This window comes from Mycoplasma sp. 6934 (genome assembly GCF_055523595.1).
In genome coordinates this window covers 1,004,636-1,025,016 of record NZ_JBVFVE010000001.1, presented here as the reverse complement: position 1 = coordinate 1,025,016, position 20,381 = coordinate 1,004,636, and the positions used below count along the sequence as shown (strand labels likewise).

The following is a 20,381-nucleotide window of genomic DNA, read 5'->3' as shown; positions in this document are numbered from 1 at the left end:
AATTATTTTACAATAAATAAAGAAAAACCTGTATTTTATACAGGTAAGTAAAATATTATATGTAGTTTATTTTAAATAGTTTTCCTCTAAATATTTAGCTAACCCAGATTCAGCACAAGTTAGCGGTAATACTTCATCTGCTATTTCTTTTAATTCATCTGTTGAATTAGCCATAGCAATCAATTTACCAACTTTGTTTTTAGTTGAAGCATCATTTCCGCTATCACCAAAGTGGATGGCATTTTGAGGATCTATTCCCTTTAGTTTGCAATATGCTACTTCTGCATCACCTTTAGAAACATTGATTTTGGTAATTTCTAAAATATTATTTGAACCACTAAGAGTAACTTCTAATTTGCCTTTATATTTTTGGCCTCATTCAAGAGCAAGTTTTCTGATTTTTGATTTTGAAATTGACCAAACTAGTGCCTTGAAGATCTCAAAATCATTTTTATATTCTGAATATTGTTTAGCTTGTTCCTTGCCAAAGCCCATTCAAAATTTATAAAAATTATTTTTAACAAATGCATGTTCTTTTGAAGAATTAAAAACAACAAAACATTTGTTCTTTTTAATATCTTCAAAGAGTTCTTGGGCTACTTCTTGTTCGACCGGAAAACTAGCAATAACTTTACCATCTTCAACAATTTTTGCCCCATTTCAAGCTATATAACTATTATTACCAAGCAGTGATACAATGATTTGTGTCTTTTGATTTACACCTCTTCCAGTTGAAACAACAACTGGGAGTTGTTTTTGCAATTTATTTATTACATTAATTGTATATTCAGTAGGCATTCGTTCTCAGAATTTAACACCCGGTCCATCTAATGTTGTGCCGTCTAAATCAATAAAAATTATTTCAGGTTTGTTCATGTTAATATTATATATTAAAAAAGATCTTTAAAAGTTGTTTAAAGATCTTTTTGTAAATATTTTTTGATAAATTGTCCTATGGCACCGGTATTATGATCACCAATTACTTCTTTAGCGGCTGCTTTAGCATCTAAAGTAGCATTACCCATTGCAAGACCATAACCTACGTTTTGGATCATTGACACATCATTTCCACTATCTCCAAATGCTACAATATTTTGAATATCCACCTTTAATGAATTTGCTAAATATTTTAAGGTATTTCATTTTGACACATTAATTCCGTTGATATCTGAATAAATTGAATTTGTTAAATATACTTCGCAACCACTTTCTTTCAAAGCAGCGGTTAATTGATTAGTAACATCTGCTGCTTTATGAATATTGTTACGCAAAGCAATTTGCGTAATTATTGCACCTGGTTTATAAATATTGTCTCAAACTTCTTGTTTTGTAGAAGGAGCATAATATGTATCGCTTTGTAGGTGGGTTTTTGTTGCTCATTCACTCATATATTCATCATGAATTAAAGTTTGATTTTTATCTATTGTATCAACACGCAATAAGATTGATTTAGTTTCAATAAAAATATTATAAATAATTTCCATAACTTCCGGTTTAATACTTTGAATTATTTCGTTTTTTCCGGTTTTTGGGTCATGAATCATCGCACCATTTGAGCAAATCAGAAAATCAATTGAAGACAAATCATTATTTTTAAAAAGTGGCATTATATTTGACAAGCCACGCCCAGTAGCCACAACATTATAGTGACCTTGTTTTTTAACTAACTTTAAAGCTTCAATAGTTTCTGGGTGAACATAATTTCGTTTTGTTAATAATGTTCCATCTAAATCAAATGCAAATATTTTTTTCATTATTTAATTACCTCTAAGCCATTCATATATGGCACTAAAACTTTAGGAATTGTAATAGATCCATCGTGGTTTTGATAGATTTCTAAAATAGCTGCAATAAGACGGTCAACAGCCATGGCTGAACCATTCATTGTGTGAGCATATTCATTTTGCCCCTGATCATTTTTAAAACGAATCATAGCACGGCGAGCCTGAAAATCTCCCATATAGCTCACACTTGAAACCTCACGGTATTTTTGTTCAGAAGGTAATCATAGTTCTAAATCAATTGTTGTTCTTGCTGAAAAACCAAGATCACCAGTACATAATTGTAATAAACGGTGTGGTATTTCTAGTTTTGTCAATACATCTTGTGCATCTAAGACCATTTGCTCAAACTCCCTGGTCGCAGTTTGTGAATTAGTTACTTTAACTAATTCAACTTTTTTAAATTGGTGTTGGCGTAAAATTCCTTTGGTATCTCGTCCTGAACTTCCTGCTTCTGATCTAAAACATTCAGTATAAGCTGTTGCTTTAAATGGTTTTGATAAATCTACCACCTCATTGTTATAAATGTTTGTTAAAGTTACTTCTGCTGTTGGTATTAAATATTGTGAATTGTCTAATTTATATAAATCTTCTTCAAATTTGGGTAATTGACCAGTACCAAATAAAATATTACGATTAACTATAACTGGTGTTGTAAATTCTTGGTACCCTTTAGTTTCGTGTAAATCTAGCATAAAATTAATTAATGCGCGCACTAATTTAGCCCCTTGGTTTTTGTAAATAACATACCTTGAACCTGATAATTTTACAGCTCTTTCAATATCAATAATATCAAGTTTTTTAGCAATTTCGTAATGTGGCAATACACCAGAAACTAATCCCCTCCCTAATGTTGAATATTCTTTTAAAACTATATTGTTTGTTTCCTCTTCACCAACAGGAACAGATTCCAAAGGGAGATTTGGAATCTGTGCTAAAAGAGATTGTATCTCATTATTTAAATCATCAGATTTTTTAGTTAAGGCTACTTCTTGAATTTTTACATCATCAATTTGCTCTTTTAATTCAGATAGTTTATCAGGTTGATTTTTATATTGTCCAAATAACTTTGATAATTTAGTTAATTCACTTTTTTTATTTTGCGCTTGGAACATAAGATTTCCACGGCTTTGTGCTTTATTTAGTAAATCATCAAATATTGCAAGGTCAAAGTTTCTGCTTTGCAAACCCGCTTTAACTTTCTCAGGATTTTTTAAAATATTTTTTAAATCTAGCATTTTTCTCGCTTTCTCTTTTAATTATAATAAATAATGTATAATTTAGTTACAAAATTTCAACGAAGGAGAAAAAATGCTAAAAATTTTATTATTAGATGGTGCACTTAATACAAGTGAAACATCATATTCAACTGCAACAATGAATCATATTGAATCATTATTTGCAAATGAAAAATATTCTGTCAAAAGAATTGATTTAAATCAAACTGAATTTGCTAAGACAATATTAACTGAACAAAACTTTAAAACATATTGAAATGATATAGAAAGCAATAAATGAATTAAAGAACTTAAGGAAACTGACTTATTAGTTATCTCAATGTCTATGATTAATTTTGCACCAAGTAATACAGTTAAAAACTTTATTGATGCTATTGCAGTTGCTGGTAAAACATTTACTTACGAAGGAGCAACATCAGCAATGCCAATTGGATTATTAAACAAACTTAATGTATTAGTAGTTGCTTCACAGGGCGCAGGCTATGGAACATATACATGAGGTGATCATATTAAATGATTAAAAGGAACTTTTGGATTTTTAGGAGCAAAAAGTGTTAATTCATTTGATATCTTAGGAACCAAAGTTACAAGCATTGCTAGTCAAAGTCCACAAGAATATGTTGAATCAGTTAAAGCACAACTTGAACATTTAGTTACAGAAATTAAAAGTAAATTATAAAAATCAAAAAACAAACCACTAGGTTTGTTTTTTATCTAAAAAGGGTTAAAATGTCGTCTTTTATAGTCGTAAAAAATACTTGACATAAAAAATATTTTTATTGTATAATATAAACACGCTTATATTACGTATATATCAATTTATTTTAATTTATAAGGAGGCAAAATGAGCAAAAGAACTTACCAACCTAATAAACGTAAACATGCAAAAGTTCATGGATTTAGAGCTAGAATGAAGTCTGTTAATGGTAGAAAAGTATTAGCTAGTCGTAGAGCTAAAGGTAGAAAAAGACTTACAGTTTCAGATAACAAATAATATTGTTAAATTATGAAAAAGAAATTCCGACTCAGCAAAAATTGAGATTTTGAAAAAATAATTAATGCTAAAAAATATATTTCCAATGATACATTAATTATTTATTATCAAAAATCAACTGAATGTAAAATTGGTATTACCATCCCAAAAAAATTTGAGGGTTCTGTTGGTCGTAATTTTTATAAACGGCAATTAAAGTCGATCTTAAGAGAACTAAACGTTTTTGACCTTAAGTATCATATAATAATTATTGCTCGTAAAAAGTTTTGTGAAATTAGCTACAATGATAAAAAGTTAGCTACACAAATACTTTTTAAAAAATTAAGGAATTATGAAAAAAACACCGCAATTTAGTTATTTTTCTAATTTAGAAAATGATCCACAAAAAAGAAGAAGTGAATTAACAAAGAAAATTTGAAAAATTGTCAAAATCATTCTTTACTTATTTGCTTTTTCTATTACTATAACAGGCTGCGTGCAGTCCTTTGTTTTAAAAACTTCATCAAATGTAGGTAATAGTATCGAGTTTTACCGCCGTCCTGAAGATATTGCACCAAAACTTAATACTTTTAAACCTAAAAATGTAACTAACACTTCAACTTACATCAATGCTAATGGTGAAACTGTTAAAGATAAAAGTATAAACTTAAGTTTGGATGTCTTACAACAAGATGCTGATGTCAACGTATTGGTTGATAATAAAGATACTTTAAAAAACCTTAGTAAACAAACTATTGACAACAAAGGTGTTTATGGAAAACACGGAATTTTCATGACTAGTATTGGAGCTGAAGGTATTAAAAGTGAAGATTTAACAAAACTAGGTTATTCAAAAATAGATAATGAATCTAATATTATTCAGAAAGATAATAAGAGTTTATTCAGAAGTGAAAGTGAACTTAAATATCAATATTTACATGATCCTAGTTTAGATGAAAATCAAATTTTAATTTTTAGTTACCTTCCTGATCAAAATTCCCCATTTTTAGCCTTAAAGCAAAAAGAAATTAAAACTACAAATTCTGCTGGTTCTGAAGTAACTAGAAGATATAATGAAGTAGATGAAAATGGGAAAGTTGCAGTTTCATTTATTTCAGGATTACAGAAAGTAGATTATGTTTCAAAAGAAGCATTAGACTCTATTACTAGCGCAACTGATCAAACAAGGAGTTTACTTAACCGTGCATTTGCAAGAGATGTTTTACAATTCTTCTATGCATATACATTTGGGAAAGATAGTAAATTATTACAAAGATTAAACACTGTAGCTCAACAAGAATATAAACAAACCTTTAATTCATTTAATGACTATTATAGATTCTTAGTATCTAGAATCGAAAATAAAGATACAAAAATACAAAATAATAATGAAGAGTTATTTAAAATAACCCAAGAAGAGTATGCAATTATAAATGCTTACCATGAAATAATTTATGCTTGATTAATGCAATTTGGTATTGTTCCAACACGTGTTTCAGGGAATGCATATAAAGCAAGAGTTTCTGAATTAATTACTTCATCTACTAATAAATATGACGAAAATAAATATACGATAGAAGAATTCATTGCAGAATATAATAAGAATGCTCCGCAAGGCGAAGCTAAATTGCAAACTAATATTTTATTAGGTGGCGATTATGCTGTTCAGCCGATTTATACATGAGGCCAAGCATGAACATATGGTCCATTTTATGGTTTACTAGTCTATCCTTTATCTGTTGTTGTTCAATCATTAAGACAAGCAATGCCGGATATGGATGGTTGGTCATCAATTATTGCTATTTTAATTGCAGTTATCTTTACTCGTTTGCTTGTTCTAGCTCTTTCGTTTAAATCCACAATTATGCAATCAGTACAAGAAGGGTTAAGAAATAAAAAAGCAGCTATTGAAGCTAAATACATGGGATTTGAAAATAATAAGGCCATGAAGATGAAAAAAAGTCAAGAGCTTCAAGCTTTATATAACAAATATAATATTAATCCACTTGATCAATTTGCTAACATCTTCCTGTCAATGCCAGTATTCCTCGCGATGTGGCGGGTAATTCAAGCTATTCCAGAACTTAAAGAAACATTCTGGCTTGGAATTAACTTCTCATCTGTATCATGACAAAAAGTAACTAGTGGTAACTTTGTGTATATATGGATTTTAGTTGCTGCTATTGTGGTACAATTAATTTCACAACTTATACCTCAATGGTTGAACCGGAAGAAAAACAACATTTCTATGACTATTACGGAAAAGCAAGCCTTGAAAAAATCAGAAAAAACCCAAAAGTATATGATGATTATTTTTACGGGTATTACAGTCTTGTTTAGTGCCGGAGTTCAAGTTTACTGATTATTTGGTGGTTTATGACAAATAGGACAAGCATTAACACTTCATAAACTAAAGCAAACCAAATGATTTAAACAAAAGTATAGCAAAAAATTAGCCAAGTAACAATCGAAAATATAAACTAAAAGTATTCATTTTTGAATACTTTTTTTGTTTTTTAATTAAAAACACAACAATATTTTTACTGGAAATAACAGTATAAAGGGCTCAAGGGTTAAATTATTTTTCTTGTATATTTAGTATAATTACTTTGGTAAAGCTTCAATTTAACTTTACCAAAAGGAGCTAAAATTATGAAAAAAAGTTTTAAAAAGGCTTTTGCTTTGTTATCTACTTCATTAGTAGCACTGCCTATTATTGGATTAAGTGCTAATACAAAGAAAAGTAATGATACTGCATATTTTGATAAAACTGTTACAGAAAATGGTAAAAAATACCATGTAGTAAATGTTAGTTTTGCATTAAAAGATAATGAAATAAATGACCTTAAATCAATGTATTCATTTATTAGTTTTATATTAGAGCACCCTAATATAAGCGGTGGAGATAATGTAATGTATTTAGGATACACAAATAAAGTTGAAGAAGTTACAACTAGTTTTAAAGCAACTGGTGCTAGGCTTGAAAATGGAAAATTTAATGAAGCTACAAAGACATATTCACTAGATGTTAAATTTGCGGGCGATTATGCTTGAACAGCAGCAAACTTTAAATTCGAAATTGGTCTTGGTGGTAGAGAAATTTCTATTAAACCAACTAGCCGCAACGTTGTAAAACAAACTGCTTTAGACAAAATGAGCCACGAAGAATTATTAAAATTAGCAGCAAGTGTAGAAACTTATAAACCAGAAGTTAAAAAACCTTTTGAATCTGCCGTAAAAGATTTTGCTTTTATCCCATTAGATGAGAAAAAAGTAAATACTAGAAATGCTTCATCAAACATACATATTAATGCTGTAACTGGTAAACCTTTTGTAACATTACAAGCTACAAAAGAATACTTAGATATTCTTCCTCATTCGCAACACTTAGGATTAGTTCCTAATTTACCTTTATACCAGGTAGTTATACCAAATAACCATAAGTTTTCAGAAGATCCAAGCAGAAAACTTTACTTAAATATGACAATTCAACAAGAAGGGCAAAGTACTGGAAACGTTTCATATGTAATTGAAAAAAATAAAGCATCTCTTATTTCGAACCTTGGATCAAATAAGAGTGATATAAGTTTATATACTAGCACATATAAGTCAGATGATGAATTAGGTTACATAACTTTCCAACTATTATTAGGAAAAAGATGAGACCCTTCAAAAACAAGAATTGTTATGTCATTTACAGGGTATAGAAATGGATCATATTTTGATGTTGCTGGTAAAAATAGAAAAACTGGTGATGTTACACTTACCAAATGACAAGAAAATGAAATTTGGAGAAGAGGAACTTGAAATAAATATGTTTCATTTGACAAAAGTGTTGTAAGTAGTACAGGTAGATCAACCAATCAAAATGATCATAATGGCAAAGAGGTAACAATCGAACTATCACACCCAGATACCCCAAAAACTACTATGAAATATAAAATCAATAATGATAAATTAGAACCAGTTAATGTAGTTGCAAACCAAGTTAAATTTAAGGCTTATGTTAAAAATGGTATGAAATTAGTTAATGGTGGTAAACTGGCATTTTACGTTGAATTTAGTAGTCTATTTGATCCTACTAAAGCAATCATTAAAGTAACTTATAATAATAAAACTCAAGAAGTTAAAATGCCAAATTTCTGGGGTTGATTTGGGGATAACCCTAGGGATACTAAATAAATTAAAATATTCGCATTAATTGCGAATATTTTTGCTTTTATAATATCTTTTATTTCGGCTAAAAATCATAAAACAGCTTTCAAAAAATAATGTATAATATTTTGAGAAAACTGATATTAAACTATCAATAATTTAGGAATATTATTAATATTTGTTTCACAAATTAGTTTTCTTAATAATTATAAATGTAAGAAAGGATGTGTTATGAAACTAAAAAAATTAATTTTATCATCCATTTTATTAGTACCTTTATCAGTATTTTCTTGTTCACAGAAAGAAATTGATTACCCACCCAATTATATTTTGGGTACTAACGAAGATGAAAAACCGTGAAATGAAAAACCTTGGACACTTAACGAGAATGATATTACTAGTATAGTTACTAAAAAAATAAACGAAGAAGAACACAAAAAAATATCTACAGAACTAGCCAAGGAAGAAGCAAACTATGTAACTGAAAGTGCTTTTCTGCCTCCAAAAACAACTAGAATTAATAGTAATAGTGAAAAATCTTCACCATCACGTATTGAGAATAAAATAAATAGCAAATTTTTTATAGACAATGATTTTGTTAGCCCGCAATTTATAAAAATAAGCACGAAAGAAAATTTTAAAAATTATATTATTGCCAATGCTAAAAAAGTACCAAGTTTTGAAAATTTCCATGATGAACTTGAGATAAAAGAACTTTTTGAGAAACTTTATTTAAAAAGCAAAGATGTTTTTAATATTCTTGAAAGTTTAGATATTTATATTTTTCCATATACCTAAGAACATAACTTAATAAAAATGGAATTGAACAACATGTTTTTTGTATTTCAAATTCGTGATATTAATAAAGAACCAGTATGGAATAGTGGATGAGGTGGGCCTGTTGTTTGAAAAGTAATTTTACTACCAAAGGATATAACTGTAACAAAGCGAATATATAATAGCTTTGAGGATATAAAAAAGTGATACAATGATGTTTATCTCCCTAATAAGAAAACATAATATTTTAAAACCTAATCTATTTAAATCAGATTAGGTTTTTTTGATTTTGTAGTTTGATTATACCTCTACAGGTTTAAAAAATTTTTTTATTGTTTAGAATTATGATAAGCAGTTAAACTAGATAAAGTGGTGCTTCTCTTTTACTAGTTACAAAATGACTTACTATTTCCTGTTTAACACCATTTTCATTAACTAAAGTATTTTTGAGTATTTGATATTTAATTATTGTGAAAAAGATAGGTTCGTATATTTACCAACATTACTTAACACTTTAAATTATGTTATAATTTATATATAGAATTTTTAAAGTTATTTAAATAATTAAATATATTTTTAGATAAATTTAATAAGGAGATTTTTATGCTAAAGAATTTAAAATGATTCTTTTGACTTTTTATAAGTTTTTCTGGGTTATCTGCTTTTTTTGTTCCTAAAACTTTAAAACAAAGTGTTATAAATGACTGATATGATAATTTAAGTACTAATAAGTTTGAGATTCGTGGACAAGGTACAACATCTGCTTTAACTGAAGATAATGAAGAAGCAAATATACCAATTAATAATAATTATGAGTTTAAATTATTATTAAATCCTGGTTTTGAAACAGAAAATGAAGATTTAATAGTTAGGTTTAATTTTAACTTTATAAATAAAGTTAAAATAAATGATGTGACATTTAAATCATTTGAAACTAGCGAAATATTCCCAATGGTCTGGTTCTATTTTGAAAGCGAAAAGCGTCGGGAAAGTTTTGTTAATTCAATAAAAAGTTGAAATGAAATTGAGAAATTTATTATTTTTGAGAATAAAGTTAATAAATTTGAAGTAAATCAACTTGATCCACCACGTGAATTTCTAGATCCAATACCATATGAATTAATGCCTCCTAACTTTGACCCAACAATTTATAAAAATAAAAATTATGAAAGTTATATTGATTTTGACTTGCAAAAATTTATTGACTCATCAAATAAAAATGCATCGATAGTTAATGTAACTAATTATTTGAATAATAGTTATATTAATAAAATTGGTGTGTTAGAAGTTTGAGCTTACCCATTTGATCAGAAATATAAAAAGTATTTTAAAAATGGGATAGAAATAAATGACCTTGAAAACAATGTCAATAAACCAAAAAACTCACATTCACTATGGTGTCAATGATAGTTGGTGGCCAGCACGGTATTGATAAAACTTCCAAAGTATATTTATATACTAGTAATTTTACCGATGGTCATTGAAATAAAACAATTCAAAAAATGGTTAAGGAAGATGGTATACGTTTAATAAACCATAGCTATGGTACTAAAATGACTATCTGAAATGGATCTGAATATGTTGATAATTCAAAATACTTTTTAGGATACAGTGAAAACTCATATTTTTTAGACTATATATCACGTAAATATGGTGTGATAAATATCTTTTCCGCAGGAAATAACGGTACTAATAGCAGGCACTTAATATCAGACGACAAATTATCTTTTAATTCTATAATTGTAGGTGCATTAGAAAATAATGCTAACAAGAAAAATTTAAGATCTAATAAAGTTGCAGATTATTCTAATTATCAATTATTAGATGAATTTAGCAATATATCTAAACCTTTAGTTGTTTCACCAGCATATTTTTATAACCCAGTTTATAACACTAATAATTATAGCAAAGGAACTAGTTATGCTGCGCCAGTTGTTACAGGATTACTTTCTAATTTAATTAAATATAATGAAAAAATTAGAAATAGTAAATATAGGGTTCCAATTGTAAAAGCAATTTTATCAGCATCAGCTGTTAGTCCTAAACTAACTGGATTAAGCTATAAAACAAGTGGTTATGAGCAAAAATTTGGAGCTGGAATACCAGATTTTAATGCAATGCTTGAAGCAGCTAATAATTACCAAGTTAAAACAATTAGTCCAACTGAAGCAAGTCAAATTGTTTTAAGAAGCGATGAACTTAAATTAAGTAAAAATCAAACTATTAAAATTTCTAGTTCATGGATGTTTAACGCTGGTATTTTAAAATCTTTAGATTCTCCACTTAATTCATATTATTCATTACAAAATAACAGCTATTGAGAAAATAAATTAAATCGTTTTAGTATTTCAAAAATAGTAACAAACGAAACTCCTTATACACCTTGAAATAAACCATATTCAACTTTACCGGATACTCATAATGATTATTTATGACTTAAACAAGAAGAAGCAAAGAAACGCCAATATGATAGATGGTTTACTGATTATGATTTAATCTTACAAAAGAAAGATGAGACTGGAGCTTGAGTTACAGTTAAAGGTGTTTATACTGTTTTAACTAATGATGAGTTAATAGAATATAAGATTACCGAATCGGGAAGTTACAGATATATAGTTACTAAAGTATCGAAAATTCTTTTGCAAATTCTGTTGATGATATTGTTGCACTAACACATGCGGTACGAAATGAAGATTATTAAGAAAATTTTGTTATTTAGCCCAATTTTAACACCTTTATTCACCTTTGCATGTAATGCAAAGAAACAAGGTACAATTAAAGAGACTACGAAACCAATAGAAATAATGCAAGACAAAGATGAACCAGTACCTAAACAAGATCCAAATTTAAATCAAAATATTGTGTCAGATAAAAAAAAGAATAATGCAAAGCAAAATATTGATAAACCAACATCAAATGATAAGATAGAAAAACCAAAAGAACCAACCGAAGAAGAACTCATTAACGAAATAAAAGAAATATACAAAGTTATTTATCCTACATATCAAAAGTTTACCAACATTGCAGTCTTTGTCCCTAAAGAATGATTACGAGAAGACGAATTATATTTAAAAAATGAATACCATTTAAAATATTTAGATACTTTTAATGAGAATTTTTTAGATAAATCATTGCAACCAAAAAATCCTCAGAATTTTTTAGCTCAAGATTCATATATAATAACTTCGAAAGAGGAATTTGACACTTATATTGTCAAAAGATTTAAAGAATTAAATCCTTTTGATGAGTTTTTTGATGATCAAAAAATTAAAAAACTTTTTGAAGAATTATATTTAGAAAATAAAGATGTTTATAATATTTTAGATAACTATAATATAGTTATAACTACTGTAAGCCCTTATAAATATTTACAAGGTGCTGGCTATATAATACCAATATACCAAAATAATAAAACATATATAACTTCAATTAGTGGTCATGAACTAATCCCTGAATCAGTTTGACATATGGACGCACTTGAAATGGAACCGATAAAGTGGGAAGTTTTCTTAGTTAATAAAAATCATGTTATAGAATATAAAACAATATGAAGAAAAGAAGATGAAACACTTCTTTCATTTAAAGATAAATTTGTTAAATGATATGAAGAAGTATTTAAAAAACAATATCCATAATTTATATTTTAAAAAAATGCTTGGAACTATAAACATGGACAGCAAAATTTAACATTTTAGTTATTTATAATTCCATAGCAAATTGCTGTGGAGTTTTTCAGTTTAAGTTTGATTGAATTCGGTCATTGTTGTACCAAATTACATATTCTTGTATCATATCATTAAGTTCATTAAATGTTATTTTTGAATAATCTAAATCATTTAATAATTCAGTTTTAATGATTCCAAACCAATATTCAATTTCTCGATTATCAAGAGAATTTCCCACTCTTGATAACGAAATAATCCCACCAAGATTTTTAACTTCTTTAATATATTGATGATGTGTATATTGAAAGCCATGATCTGAGTGAATGATAAAATTTTTGTATTTGTATTGCTTTAATGAATTTAAATTGTCTAAAACTAGTTCTAGATTATTACTTTTTGATAATTTAAAACCAACAATTTGTTTAGTTTTATGAGACAAAATTGCAGACAAATAAACGTGTGATTCTAACACATCTTTTGGCGCTTTTATATATGAAACATCAGTTGCATAAATATTTCGATTGTTTTGATCATTATAATCACGATTTACGAAGTTATCAATCTGAGTAGATAGATTTTTAATTTCTTTTCGTTTTGATTTTTGTCTAAGCTTACATTTTAGGCCTAAAAGGTTCATATATCTCCCTAATGAACGTTCGTTTATATCTATTTTGTATTTTTTAGATATGTAAACACTTAGTTTTAACCTTCCATATCTTGACTTTGTTTCTGCGAACGATTTTTCGATTACATCACTATATTTAGGGAGTTTTTGTGCAATTTTAATATTTTGAGTTTTAGAAATTGTTTGTCTAGAAATGCCAAAAACTTCTGCAAGCTTAACATAACTTATACTAAAACTTTTAGATTCAATAACTTTCTTACTTTTAGGTAATTCGTTGGTAATTTCATAATATCTTTTAGCTATTTGTAACAAATCATCACGATCAAAAATATCTCAATTTGGTTCTCTTTTCGTCTTAGGTTTGCCGCTTCCTTTTTTGCGGCTTTCCCCTTTCTTTGTCTGTAATAAGTCTTCCATACCTAAATTATAATACTTAATTATTTTATTAATTCTAACTTTTACACTATTTCTTTGTAAGTTTTTTGTTTCTGGTGATATTTGGTAAATAGCTTGGAAAGCACCTGGGAAACCTGATTTTTGATATTCTTCATATATTTTTGCAAATTCTTCTTTCTTTAAATGTCTTGACATAATTTATCCTTTCAAAAAAATTCTTCGTTGGTACCAACGAATGGTAACAGAAAAGCTAACATTTACATGTTAACTTTTCTGTCCGGCTTTACTACCCCAGCATTTTTTATATGGATTATTCTCTGCACTAGAGCTAAAGAATTTGACTTCGACAAAGTTATGGACTAAATTACCTGTTACTTTTATTTTTTCTCTTTTTGGGCATCTGATTTAAAGCATGATTTTGATTTCTCTGTTCCAAATGTAATAATATCATTTCCTCCAATTTAATATAAATTTTGGTGCCTATTTGAACTAACTGTATCCCTTGTTAACTCATTTCTCGCACAAACCGATTGAATTTTCATATATTTAGCTTTCACTGCTTTAAATTCAATGGCAAAAGCTGTATGTTGTTTGTTGCCCTAATTATATTTCTATCTTTTGAATTTTGGAAGGCAATTAAAGTTTATAGTAAACCCCTAAGTTTTGCAAATTGATTTAGTACAACTTATGGGGTTTACTATAAATACTGCCGTGTTTTTCTGTTTTCTCATGCATTTTTTATGTAAAATTTATGTTAAAATTAAAACGCAATTATTTTGTTAATATCTCGCAAGTGACTTTTCTAAAAAACAAAAATAAAAAAATATTTTGACTTTTATTTTTTTGTGTTATACTATTATCAGTGGTTAAAGCAAGAGGGATCACCTGATACCATTCCGAACTCAGTAGTTAAGCCTCTTTACGCCGACGATAGCCAAAAGGTGAAAATAGGAAGCCACTGTTTTTTTATATTTTTTTTCATTCTTCAATGTATGGAAATTGCTTACCAGCAACTTCGATAACTGAATAATAATCTGGATTAACATTTATAACTTTTTTTATTTTTGTTAATCCTTCATTTGAATCAAAATATAAAAGAATTAATAAATCAGGATTTGGTGAATATAACTTATTAATTACTTTAAATAAGTTATATTCAATTTTTTTGTTATACTTTGTGTTAACAACCAAGTTATAATTAGATTTGGTTGTTTTTATTAATAAATTTAAATAAATTTTTTCGTTATTTAAGGCAATATAGGGCATGGTGTTTTCAGCCGCATAACTGCGGTTTCCAATTAAAACATTATTTTCTAGAAATAATAGTGTAGTTAAGGTTTCTAGATTTATAACTACTTCATATGGCTGTGAAGTACTTTGGTTTAAAGCCAAACTATTAATAGTTTTAGAAAAAAGCGAGTAAACAAATTTATGTTTTTTAGCTAATAAATCAAAGGCACCAAGAGTGTCTAAAAAATTTCTTGTTTTCATGTTTATAATTATAATTATAAACGTACACTTTTATAATTATTTTTTGTTATAATTTATAAAAAAAGTGGCTTAATAATAAAATGCCAAATTTTAAGATAGGAGAACAAATGGCAAAAAGACAAAGATCATTTTTTGAACGTTTATCAGAGTTAAATGATAATTTTGATGAAAAAAATAAAAAATTAAGCAGAAAGACAAAACGTAATTGAATCAATTATACAATTTTGGGTTCTTTAGCAACTATGATTATAACTGGTATTACAGTTCCCTTAGTTATCAATACTACTAAAGTAAATTATATTGAACCAAAAAAAGATAGTGAGAATGCTTTTGTTTTTAATAATAATTTAAATATTTCAATTGGTGATTTAACAAAAAAATTACAAACAAACGACACAGACTATTCAAAACAATTTGATGATACTTATAAAAAAGTTATTTTCTACATGTATGAAAAGGAAGTTTTAGCTTCAAAACAATACCAAGAAATTGTTAATAGTTCACTTAGCAATAATGAAAATGCAAATTTATCAATTGAACTTAGTTCACTAGACAAAATTAAAGAAAATCAGAAAAAGAAAATTAACGATCTTAAAAATAATTTAAAAACAACGTATGGATATTCAACATGAGAAAATGTTTATAAAGAAAGATTGTTAACTGATGAGTATGGGAAGAGCACTAGTGAAGAAGATGCAATTGAATATTTAACATTTAAAGAAATTGAATCAACTGCGCTTAGATCTTCCGAAGTAGAAGTAAAAACCGTAAGTTTAGATTTTATTAATAAAACAGCTAAGAAAACAATTTATAAAATTGATGCTAATGGAAATCCTGTAAAAGACGCAAATAACCAAGCAGTTGTTTTATTTAACCAAGGTGATAAAGTATTTCCACACTTCAAAGAAGGTGTAAATTACTTTATTCAACCCAGCAATCCAACTCAAGCGACACTTTTTCAAACTAAATCATATATTACTGATTTAATCCCTGCGGATAATGTAATTAGAAATTACTTTAACAATAACAATGTTTTAATCCCAACTTCAGTTTTATTACCTGGTGTTGTTAATTCTGATTCTCGATTTGGTTTTAGCTTAACAGATACAACTGCTCGTCAAAAATATATTAATAATCTAAAATATTCAGTTTTAAAGGATGGTAATTCTAATATAAAAGTAAGTCAAAATATTGATTTATTACTTAATTTTAAAAAACCAAGTGAATATGGACTTTATACCAATAAAGATCAAACACTAGATGCTTTTAAAGAAGAAACTTCAAGATATAAAACGTATTTAAGTGCATTAACTCTAACTTCTGATAGTTCTTTAGGTTTCCTAGGAACTTCAAGTATGAGTGACTTAATCAACAATAATATTGATCTTTCATTTGGAACAATTGCAAATAATTTACTTAAAAACTCAAATAATTTTAAAGAAATTGATTTAAAACAAGTATTTAGTATGCCTAGTGGTTTTAACCCTAATGTTGAACAAGAAATTGCTAATTTGATTAAAGAAGCACAGGATTTAGCAACAAATGCAACTGAAGGTAATCAAAATGATAGGTTCAACTTAATTTCTAATAAATTGGAAGAAGCAAACTTATTAATTGATCGTTACTTTGCACAATTAACTAGCGAACAATTTAATGATGTTATTAAAACAAAATATAGTGATGTTTTTGCTATTAAAGTTAATAGCAATACATATAATTCTTTAGTTTATAAAATTAAAGATAAACAAGAACAATCTTTAATTTTAACTCCTGGGGGAATAGCAATCTTTACAAATGAACATCTTGATACAATTGAGAAGTTTAAAGAATATATTACTAATGATTTAGTTAATATTGCTGGCGGAAATGCTTCATACTTCAAATTTGATGAAAAATTAAATGCATACAAATCAAAAGAATTATTAGTATTGGATAAATTAAATGACCTTGAATTTGTAAGTTGGTTATTAACACAGAAAAATCACGATAATAATATATATACCAATGAATTGATTAGTAAATTTAAAGATGAAGTATCATCAGTTAGAAATGGTCTTAAATTAAAAAATGAATTAACTTTATATGAAAAAATTGATACATATATTAAAGACAAAGTTAATTCACTTACAAATCTTAACTTTAAAAATGTAGATGGAGTAATTAGAGTTGCTTATTTAGGATCTGACAAAGCATCAGTAGAACTAAACAACTCTAAAAATGCTTTTGAGTTAGCTGAACAAGAATTTCAAAAGTATTTTGAGAAAGGAAATAACTAATGAAAGCACTTAAAAAATTATTAACTTTTTCAACTCTTGGATTTATTCCTGTTGTAGCTGTGGCTTGTGGTCGGGATGTTAATACTGATAAAAAAATAGCTCAAGATAAATTATTTTCAGGTGAGAATGTTAAAGATGTTGTGCAATCTTTATGGCTAGATAACACCTTAAAATCTTTATATAGTGTTTCAGAATCTGAAAATATTAATAATCCTAAATATAAAGAAGATGCCTTCCAAGCTTATAAAACATTTTTAAAAAATCAATTCCAAAAAGATACTAAATATCTCCCAAAACAAATTAGTGATTTATTATCTAAAGGTTTAATTAATCAAACTCAATATAATGATTTAAAAAGTTTGCTTAATTCATATTATCCAAATATAACAATGGAACAATTCTTGATTCTTTATAATATTAAAGAATCAAAGGTTAAATTAACTGTTGAACAAAATTTATTAGTTAATAAATATCTAACAATTTCTAAAAAAGAAGATTTAGAAAAAGTGTATGCAAGCCAGTATCAATCAAGAAAAGATGATTATGATCTAAATAACTTCATTTTAATTGATTATTTAGTAAATAAAAGACTTACCCAAACTTGAACACATTCAAGTACTAGTGAAAATGATTTATTTACTTCATCTGTAAAAACAATCAATAAAATTGCCGATTATACTGCTATATCTCTTAAATCATTTGATGCAAAAGAAGTAGCTAATGATGATGTTTTATTTTCTAATAGGGAATATGAACGTAAAATTGGCGGTTATAAAGGCTTAGAGGCTTCTTCATTAAATTTTAATTTTGAATTAAATGCATTAAAGAATAATACAACTGAAACACTAGCTAACGGATTTTATGATTATTCTAAAAAAACCTTAATTAAAGTTAATGATGATGAAACATTAGTTGAAGCTTTACCAATTACTAGTGGGAGTAACTCTATTTTAGTAACCTATGTTAGTTGGTTGTTGCCTCTAGGCAAGGATTATGAAATTGAAAATCCTAAGCAAGAAGAACGTAGTGAAAAACCAATGATTAATGTTAAAAAATTAACCTTAGAAGGCACCTATTTAATTAAAGATTTAATTAAATTAACTACCGCATTATATGATTATGATAATAATTTATTTGAACAAGCTGTAGACGCTTTTGTCAGGCTTGGAAATAAAATTAAATTAACAGTTGAAGATGAAAATCTTAAAAAAGCCATTCAAGGATTAAAATATGCAGAATAAGAGTATTTTTACTCAAATTATTGAAAGAAAAATACCTGCGAATATTGTTTATGAAGATGAAAGAATAATTGCTTTTTATGATATTAATCCTGTGCAACCAGGTCACTTTCTAGTTGTTCCTAAGGTAACTGATGAGAATATTTTAAAAAATAATGAAGAAGATTATGTATATCTAATGTTAATGGCTCGTAAATTAGCTAATAACTATATTCAAGAATACAATTGTTCAGGCTTTAAATTACAAGTAAATACTGGAAAAAGTGCTGGGCAAGTAGTTTTCCATACCCATGTGCATATTATTCCCTATAAATAACAAAACCAGCTTTTTAATAAGCTGGGTTTGTTAAAAAGTATATTGTACTAAATTAAAGAAATAAGTTAATATTTACATGTGAACCTCACTACTTTGCTTTAAAAATATTATTTATGTATTAAATATTAAAATTTAAATTAAAATAATTCAAACAAAATATAAGAATTAATTAAAATAGCAACAACAATTAGTTTGTTGCTATTTTGATTCTTTAAAACCTAACAATCTATCTCTATAATATTCATATTGTTTTTTTCTAAGATTTATTTCAGCTGGCAAGCCAATTTTGAGATCATGACAAATTTTCTCAAAATTGTCTAAGACTTCTGCAATACGGTTTTGGACTGGAAGAGGAGGAAGGGGGATTGAAAAACCTTGCAAAATTGGCAAAGTTATATTAGGTATTACTGAATTAATTGTAAATTTATAAACATAATCTCTTAAATATGTTTTTAAATAATGCATTAAGAATAATGAATTAACGTCTTTAAATCCTTGTAAAACATATGTTCGTTGATTAGCATTAAATTTACCCTTATAGTAATGTACATGTGCAAGCTGGCTGCCACTACCAGCAATTATTATTGCTTCGGCATCAAAGGCAAATTTGTCTATTTTATATGGAGTAATATTACATGTATAAAATGGATATAATCCATCTTCAACTTTTTCTTTTGTATCTAATTTACCTGTTGTTATTGAACATAATTCTTTTAGTGGTTTATACTCAACATTAACTTTTGAATCATCAAAAGTTAATAATTTATCTCTGTAATACTCATATTGTTGCTTACGGTATTTAAGTTCTGTGGTAAGTTCTGTGAAATTATCAAGAATTTTCACAATTTCATCCTGGATCGCGCGGGGAGGAAGGGGAATATTTATATTTGCCATTAGTTTTTTAGAAACATTATATCTTGTTACTCCAGAAGCTGTTTTTGACAATTGTCTTCTTAAATTGTCTGATCTAAACAAATGTTTTAAAAAATGAGGGTTAAAGATTGTTTTGTTTTCAATTCTTCAAATAAAACAAAAACTATTTAAATAATAATTTGTATTTGGCTCTTCAGTAACTACTGACGACATAGCACACTCATCAGGATTTTCTGAAGAACCAGTAAATATAACATCCATATATTCTAATTTTCTTTGTTTTTCATTTGGGAATATTTTTACTTTATCGGGTAAATCTAGCCGCACAGAAGGATTTTTAAAAACATTCATATATGTTATAAAATTACAATTCCCATCAGTAAAATCATTTTTAGATTTACCTGTTAATCCGCCAAAGAATTGGCCCAAATTAGAAAGTTTTTTATATTCAACACCACCTGAACACAATTCATTAATTAACTTTTCAACTTTATTCATATTGTTTCCTTTAATATATAATAATTAATTTTAGCAGAAAATATTCCACCGCCTATTATCAATATTATTTAATTAGATT

At 27.2% G+C, this 20,381-nt stretch carries 18 protein-coding genes and 1 rRNA gene; 13 read left to right on the top strand and 6 right to left on the bottom strand.

Features of this window, described 5'->3' with window-relative positions:
* Positions 1 to 66: 66 nt before the first annotated feature.
* From AC0B4S_RS04370 to serS, 3 genes are read right to left on the bottom strand one after another with little or no spacing between them, the layout of a single operon-like run.
* A complete protein-coding gene (locus AC0B4S_RS04370) occupies positions 67 to 876 on the bottom strand; it encodes an HAD-IIB family hydrolase (protein WP_465101872.1) in 810 nt (269 codons plus the stop codon).
* Positions 877 to 914: 38 nt separating this feature from the next.
* Entirely contained in the window at positions 915 to 1,754 is an 840-nt protein-coding gene (locus AC0B4S_RS04365; RefSeq protein ID WP_465101871.1) for a Cof-type HAD-IIB family hydrolase, read from the bottom strand.
* Positions 1,754 to 3,019 carry a serine--tRNA ligase gene (gene serS / locus AC0B4S_RS04360; protein WP_465101870.1) on the bottom strand — a complete coding sequence of 422 codons (1,266 nt, stop codon included), beginning with the start codon at positions 3,017 to 3,019 and terminating at the stop codon, positions 1,754 to 1,756. Before serS ends, AC0B4S_RS04365 begins: the two co-directional genes overlap by 1 nt.
* Before the next feature lie 73 nt (positions 3,020 to 3,092).
* On the opposite strand from serS, the gene AC0B4S_RS04355 reads away from it, so the two are divergent.
* From AC0B4S_RS04355 to AC0B4S_RS04315, 9 genes are all read left to right on the top strand, one after another.
* Positions 3,093 to 3,698 carry an FMN-dependent NADH-azoreductase gene (locus AC0B4S_RS04355; protein ID WP_465101869.1) on the top strand — a complete coding sequence of 202 codons (606 nt, stop codon included), beginning with the start codon at positions 3,093 to 3,095 and terminating at the stop codon, positions 3,696 to 3,698.
* Positions 3,699 to 3,863: 165 nt separating this feature from the next.
* The gene (gene rpmH, locus AC0B4S_RS04350) at positions 3,864 to 4,013 is read left to right on the top strand and encodes a 50S ribosomal protein L34 (protein ID WP_465101868.1); all 150 of its coding nucleotides are present in this window, start codon (positions 3,864 to 3,866) and stop codon (positions 4,011 to 4,013) included.
* A gap of 12 nt (positions 4,014 to 4,025) precedes the next feature.
* Positions 4,026 to 4,367 (top strand): ribonuclease P protein component, encoded by a 342-nt coding sequence (gene rnpA / locus AC0B4S_RS04345; RefSeq protein WP_465101867.1) that lies wholly within the window; start codon positions 4,026 to 4,028, stop codon positions 4,365 to 4,367.
* Positions 4,345 to 6,456: a membrane protein insertase YidC gene (yidC, locus tag AC0B4S_RS04340; protein ID WP_465101866.1), complete on the top strand. Its 2,112-nt coding sequence runs from the start codon at positions 4,345 to 4,347 to the stop codon at positions 6,454 to 6,456. The genes rnpA and yidC overlap by 23 nt, the downstream gene beginning before the upstream one ends.
* A 188-nt stretch (positions 6,457 to 6,644) precedes the next feature.
* The gene (locus tag AC0B4S_RS04335; RefSeq protein ID WP_465101865.1) at positions 6,645 to 8,174 is read left to right on the top strand and encodes a hypothetical protein; all 1,530 of its coding nucleotides are present in this window, start codon (positions 6,645 to 6,647) and stop codon (positions 8,172 to 8,174) included.
* Positions 8,175 to 8,378: 204 nt separating this feature from the next.
* Positions 8,379 to 8,945, top strand: a complete 567-nt coding sequence (locus AC0B4S_RS04330; protein WP_465101864.1) for a hypothetical protein — start codon at positions 8,379 to 8,381, stop codon at positions 8,943 to 8,945.
* A 582-nt stretch (positions 8,946 to 9,527) separates the two neighbouring features.
* A complete protein-coding gene (locus tag AC0B4S_RS04325; RefSeq protein WP_465101863.1) occupies positions 9,528 to 10,334 on the top strand; it encodes a hypothetical protein in 807 nt (268 codons plus the stop codon).
* On the top strand, positions 10,328 to 11,596 hold the full coding sequence (locus AC0B4S_RS04320) for a S8 family serine peptidase (protein ID WP_465101862.1): 1,269 nt from the start codon (positions 10,328 to 10,330) through the stop codon (positions 11,594 to 11,596). Before AC0B4S_RS04325 ends, AC0B4S_RS04320 begins: the two co-directional genes overlap by 7 nt.
* Before the next feature lie 15 nt (positions 11,597 to 11,611).
* Entirely contained in the window at positions 11,612 to 12,559 is a 948-nt protein-coding gene (locus tag AC0B4S_RS04315; protein WP_465101861.1) for a hypothetical protein, read from the top strand.
* A gap of 64 nt (positions 12,560 to 12,623) precedes the next feature.
* Here AC0B4S_RS04315 and AC0B4S_RS04310 read toward each other — a convergent pair whose 3' ends face one another.
* The gene (locus tag AC0B4S_RS04310; RefSeq protein WP_465101581.1) at positions 12,624 to 13,805 is read right to left on the bottom strand and encodes an IS3 family transposase; all 1,182 of its coding nucleotides are present in this window, start codon (positions 13,803 to 13,805) and stop codon (positions 12,624 to 12,626) included.
* A 663-nt stretch (positions 13,806 to 14,468) separates the two neighbouring features.
* Between AC0B4S_RS04310 and rrf the strand changes: the two genes are divergently transcribed.
* Positions 14,469 to 14,574: ribosomal RNA gene (gene rrf / locus AC0B4S_RS04305) — 5S ribosomal RNA — on the top strand.
* Positions 14,575 to 14,576: 2 nt separating this feature from the next.
* Here the strand turns inward: rrf and AC0B4S_RS04300 are convergent.
* Positions 14,577 to 15,101 (bottom strand): hypothetical protein, encoded by a 525-nt coding sequence (locus AC0B4S_RS04300; protein WP_465101860.1) that lies wholly within the window; start codon positions 15,099 to 15,101, stop codon positions 14,577 to 14,579.
* A 107-nt stretch (positions 15,102 to 15,208) separates the two neighbouring features.
* Here AC0B4S_RS04300 and AC0B4S_RS04295 point away from each other — a divergent pair, with 107 nt between their 5' ends.
* From AC0B4S_RS04295 to hinT, 3 genes are read left to right on the top strand one after another with little or no spacing between them, the layout of a single operon-like run.
* Positions 15,209 to 17,377 (top strand): HinT-interacting membrane complex protein P80, encoded by a 2,169-nt coding sequence (locus AC0B4S_RS04295; protein WP_465101859.1) that lies wholly within the window; start codon positions 15,209 to 15,211, stop codon positions 17,375 to 17,377.
* Entirely contained in the window at positions 17,377 to 18,618 is a 1,242-nt protein-coding gene (locus AC0B4S_RS04290; RefSeq protein WP_465101858.1) for a HinT-interacting membrane complex lipoprotein P60, read from the top strand. Before AC0B4S_RS04295 ends, AC0B4S_RS04290 begins: the two co-directional genes overlap by 1 nt.
* Positions 18,608 to 18,931 (top strand): histidine triad protein HinT, encoded by a 324-nt coding sequence (hinT, locus tag AC0B4S_RS04285; RefSeq protein WP_465101857.1) that lies wholly within the window; start codon positions 18,608 to 18,610, stop codon positions 18,929 to 18,931. The genes AC0B4S_RS04290 and hinT overlap by 11 nt, the downstream gene beginning before the upstream one ends.
* Before the next feature lie 198 nt (positions 18,932 to 19,129).
* On the opposite strand, the gene AC0B4S_RS04280 is transcribed toward hinT, so the two are convergent.
* Entirely contained in the window at positions 19,130 to 20,302 is a 1,173-nt protein-coding gene (locus tag AC0B4S_RS04280; protein ID WP_465101856.1) for a restriction endonuclease subunit S, read from the bottom strand.
* Positions 20,303 to 20,381: the final 79 nt, after the last annotated feature.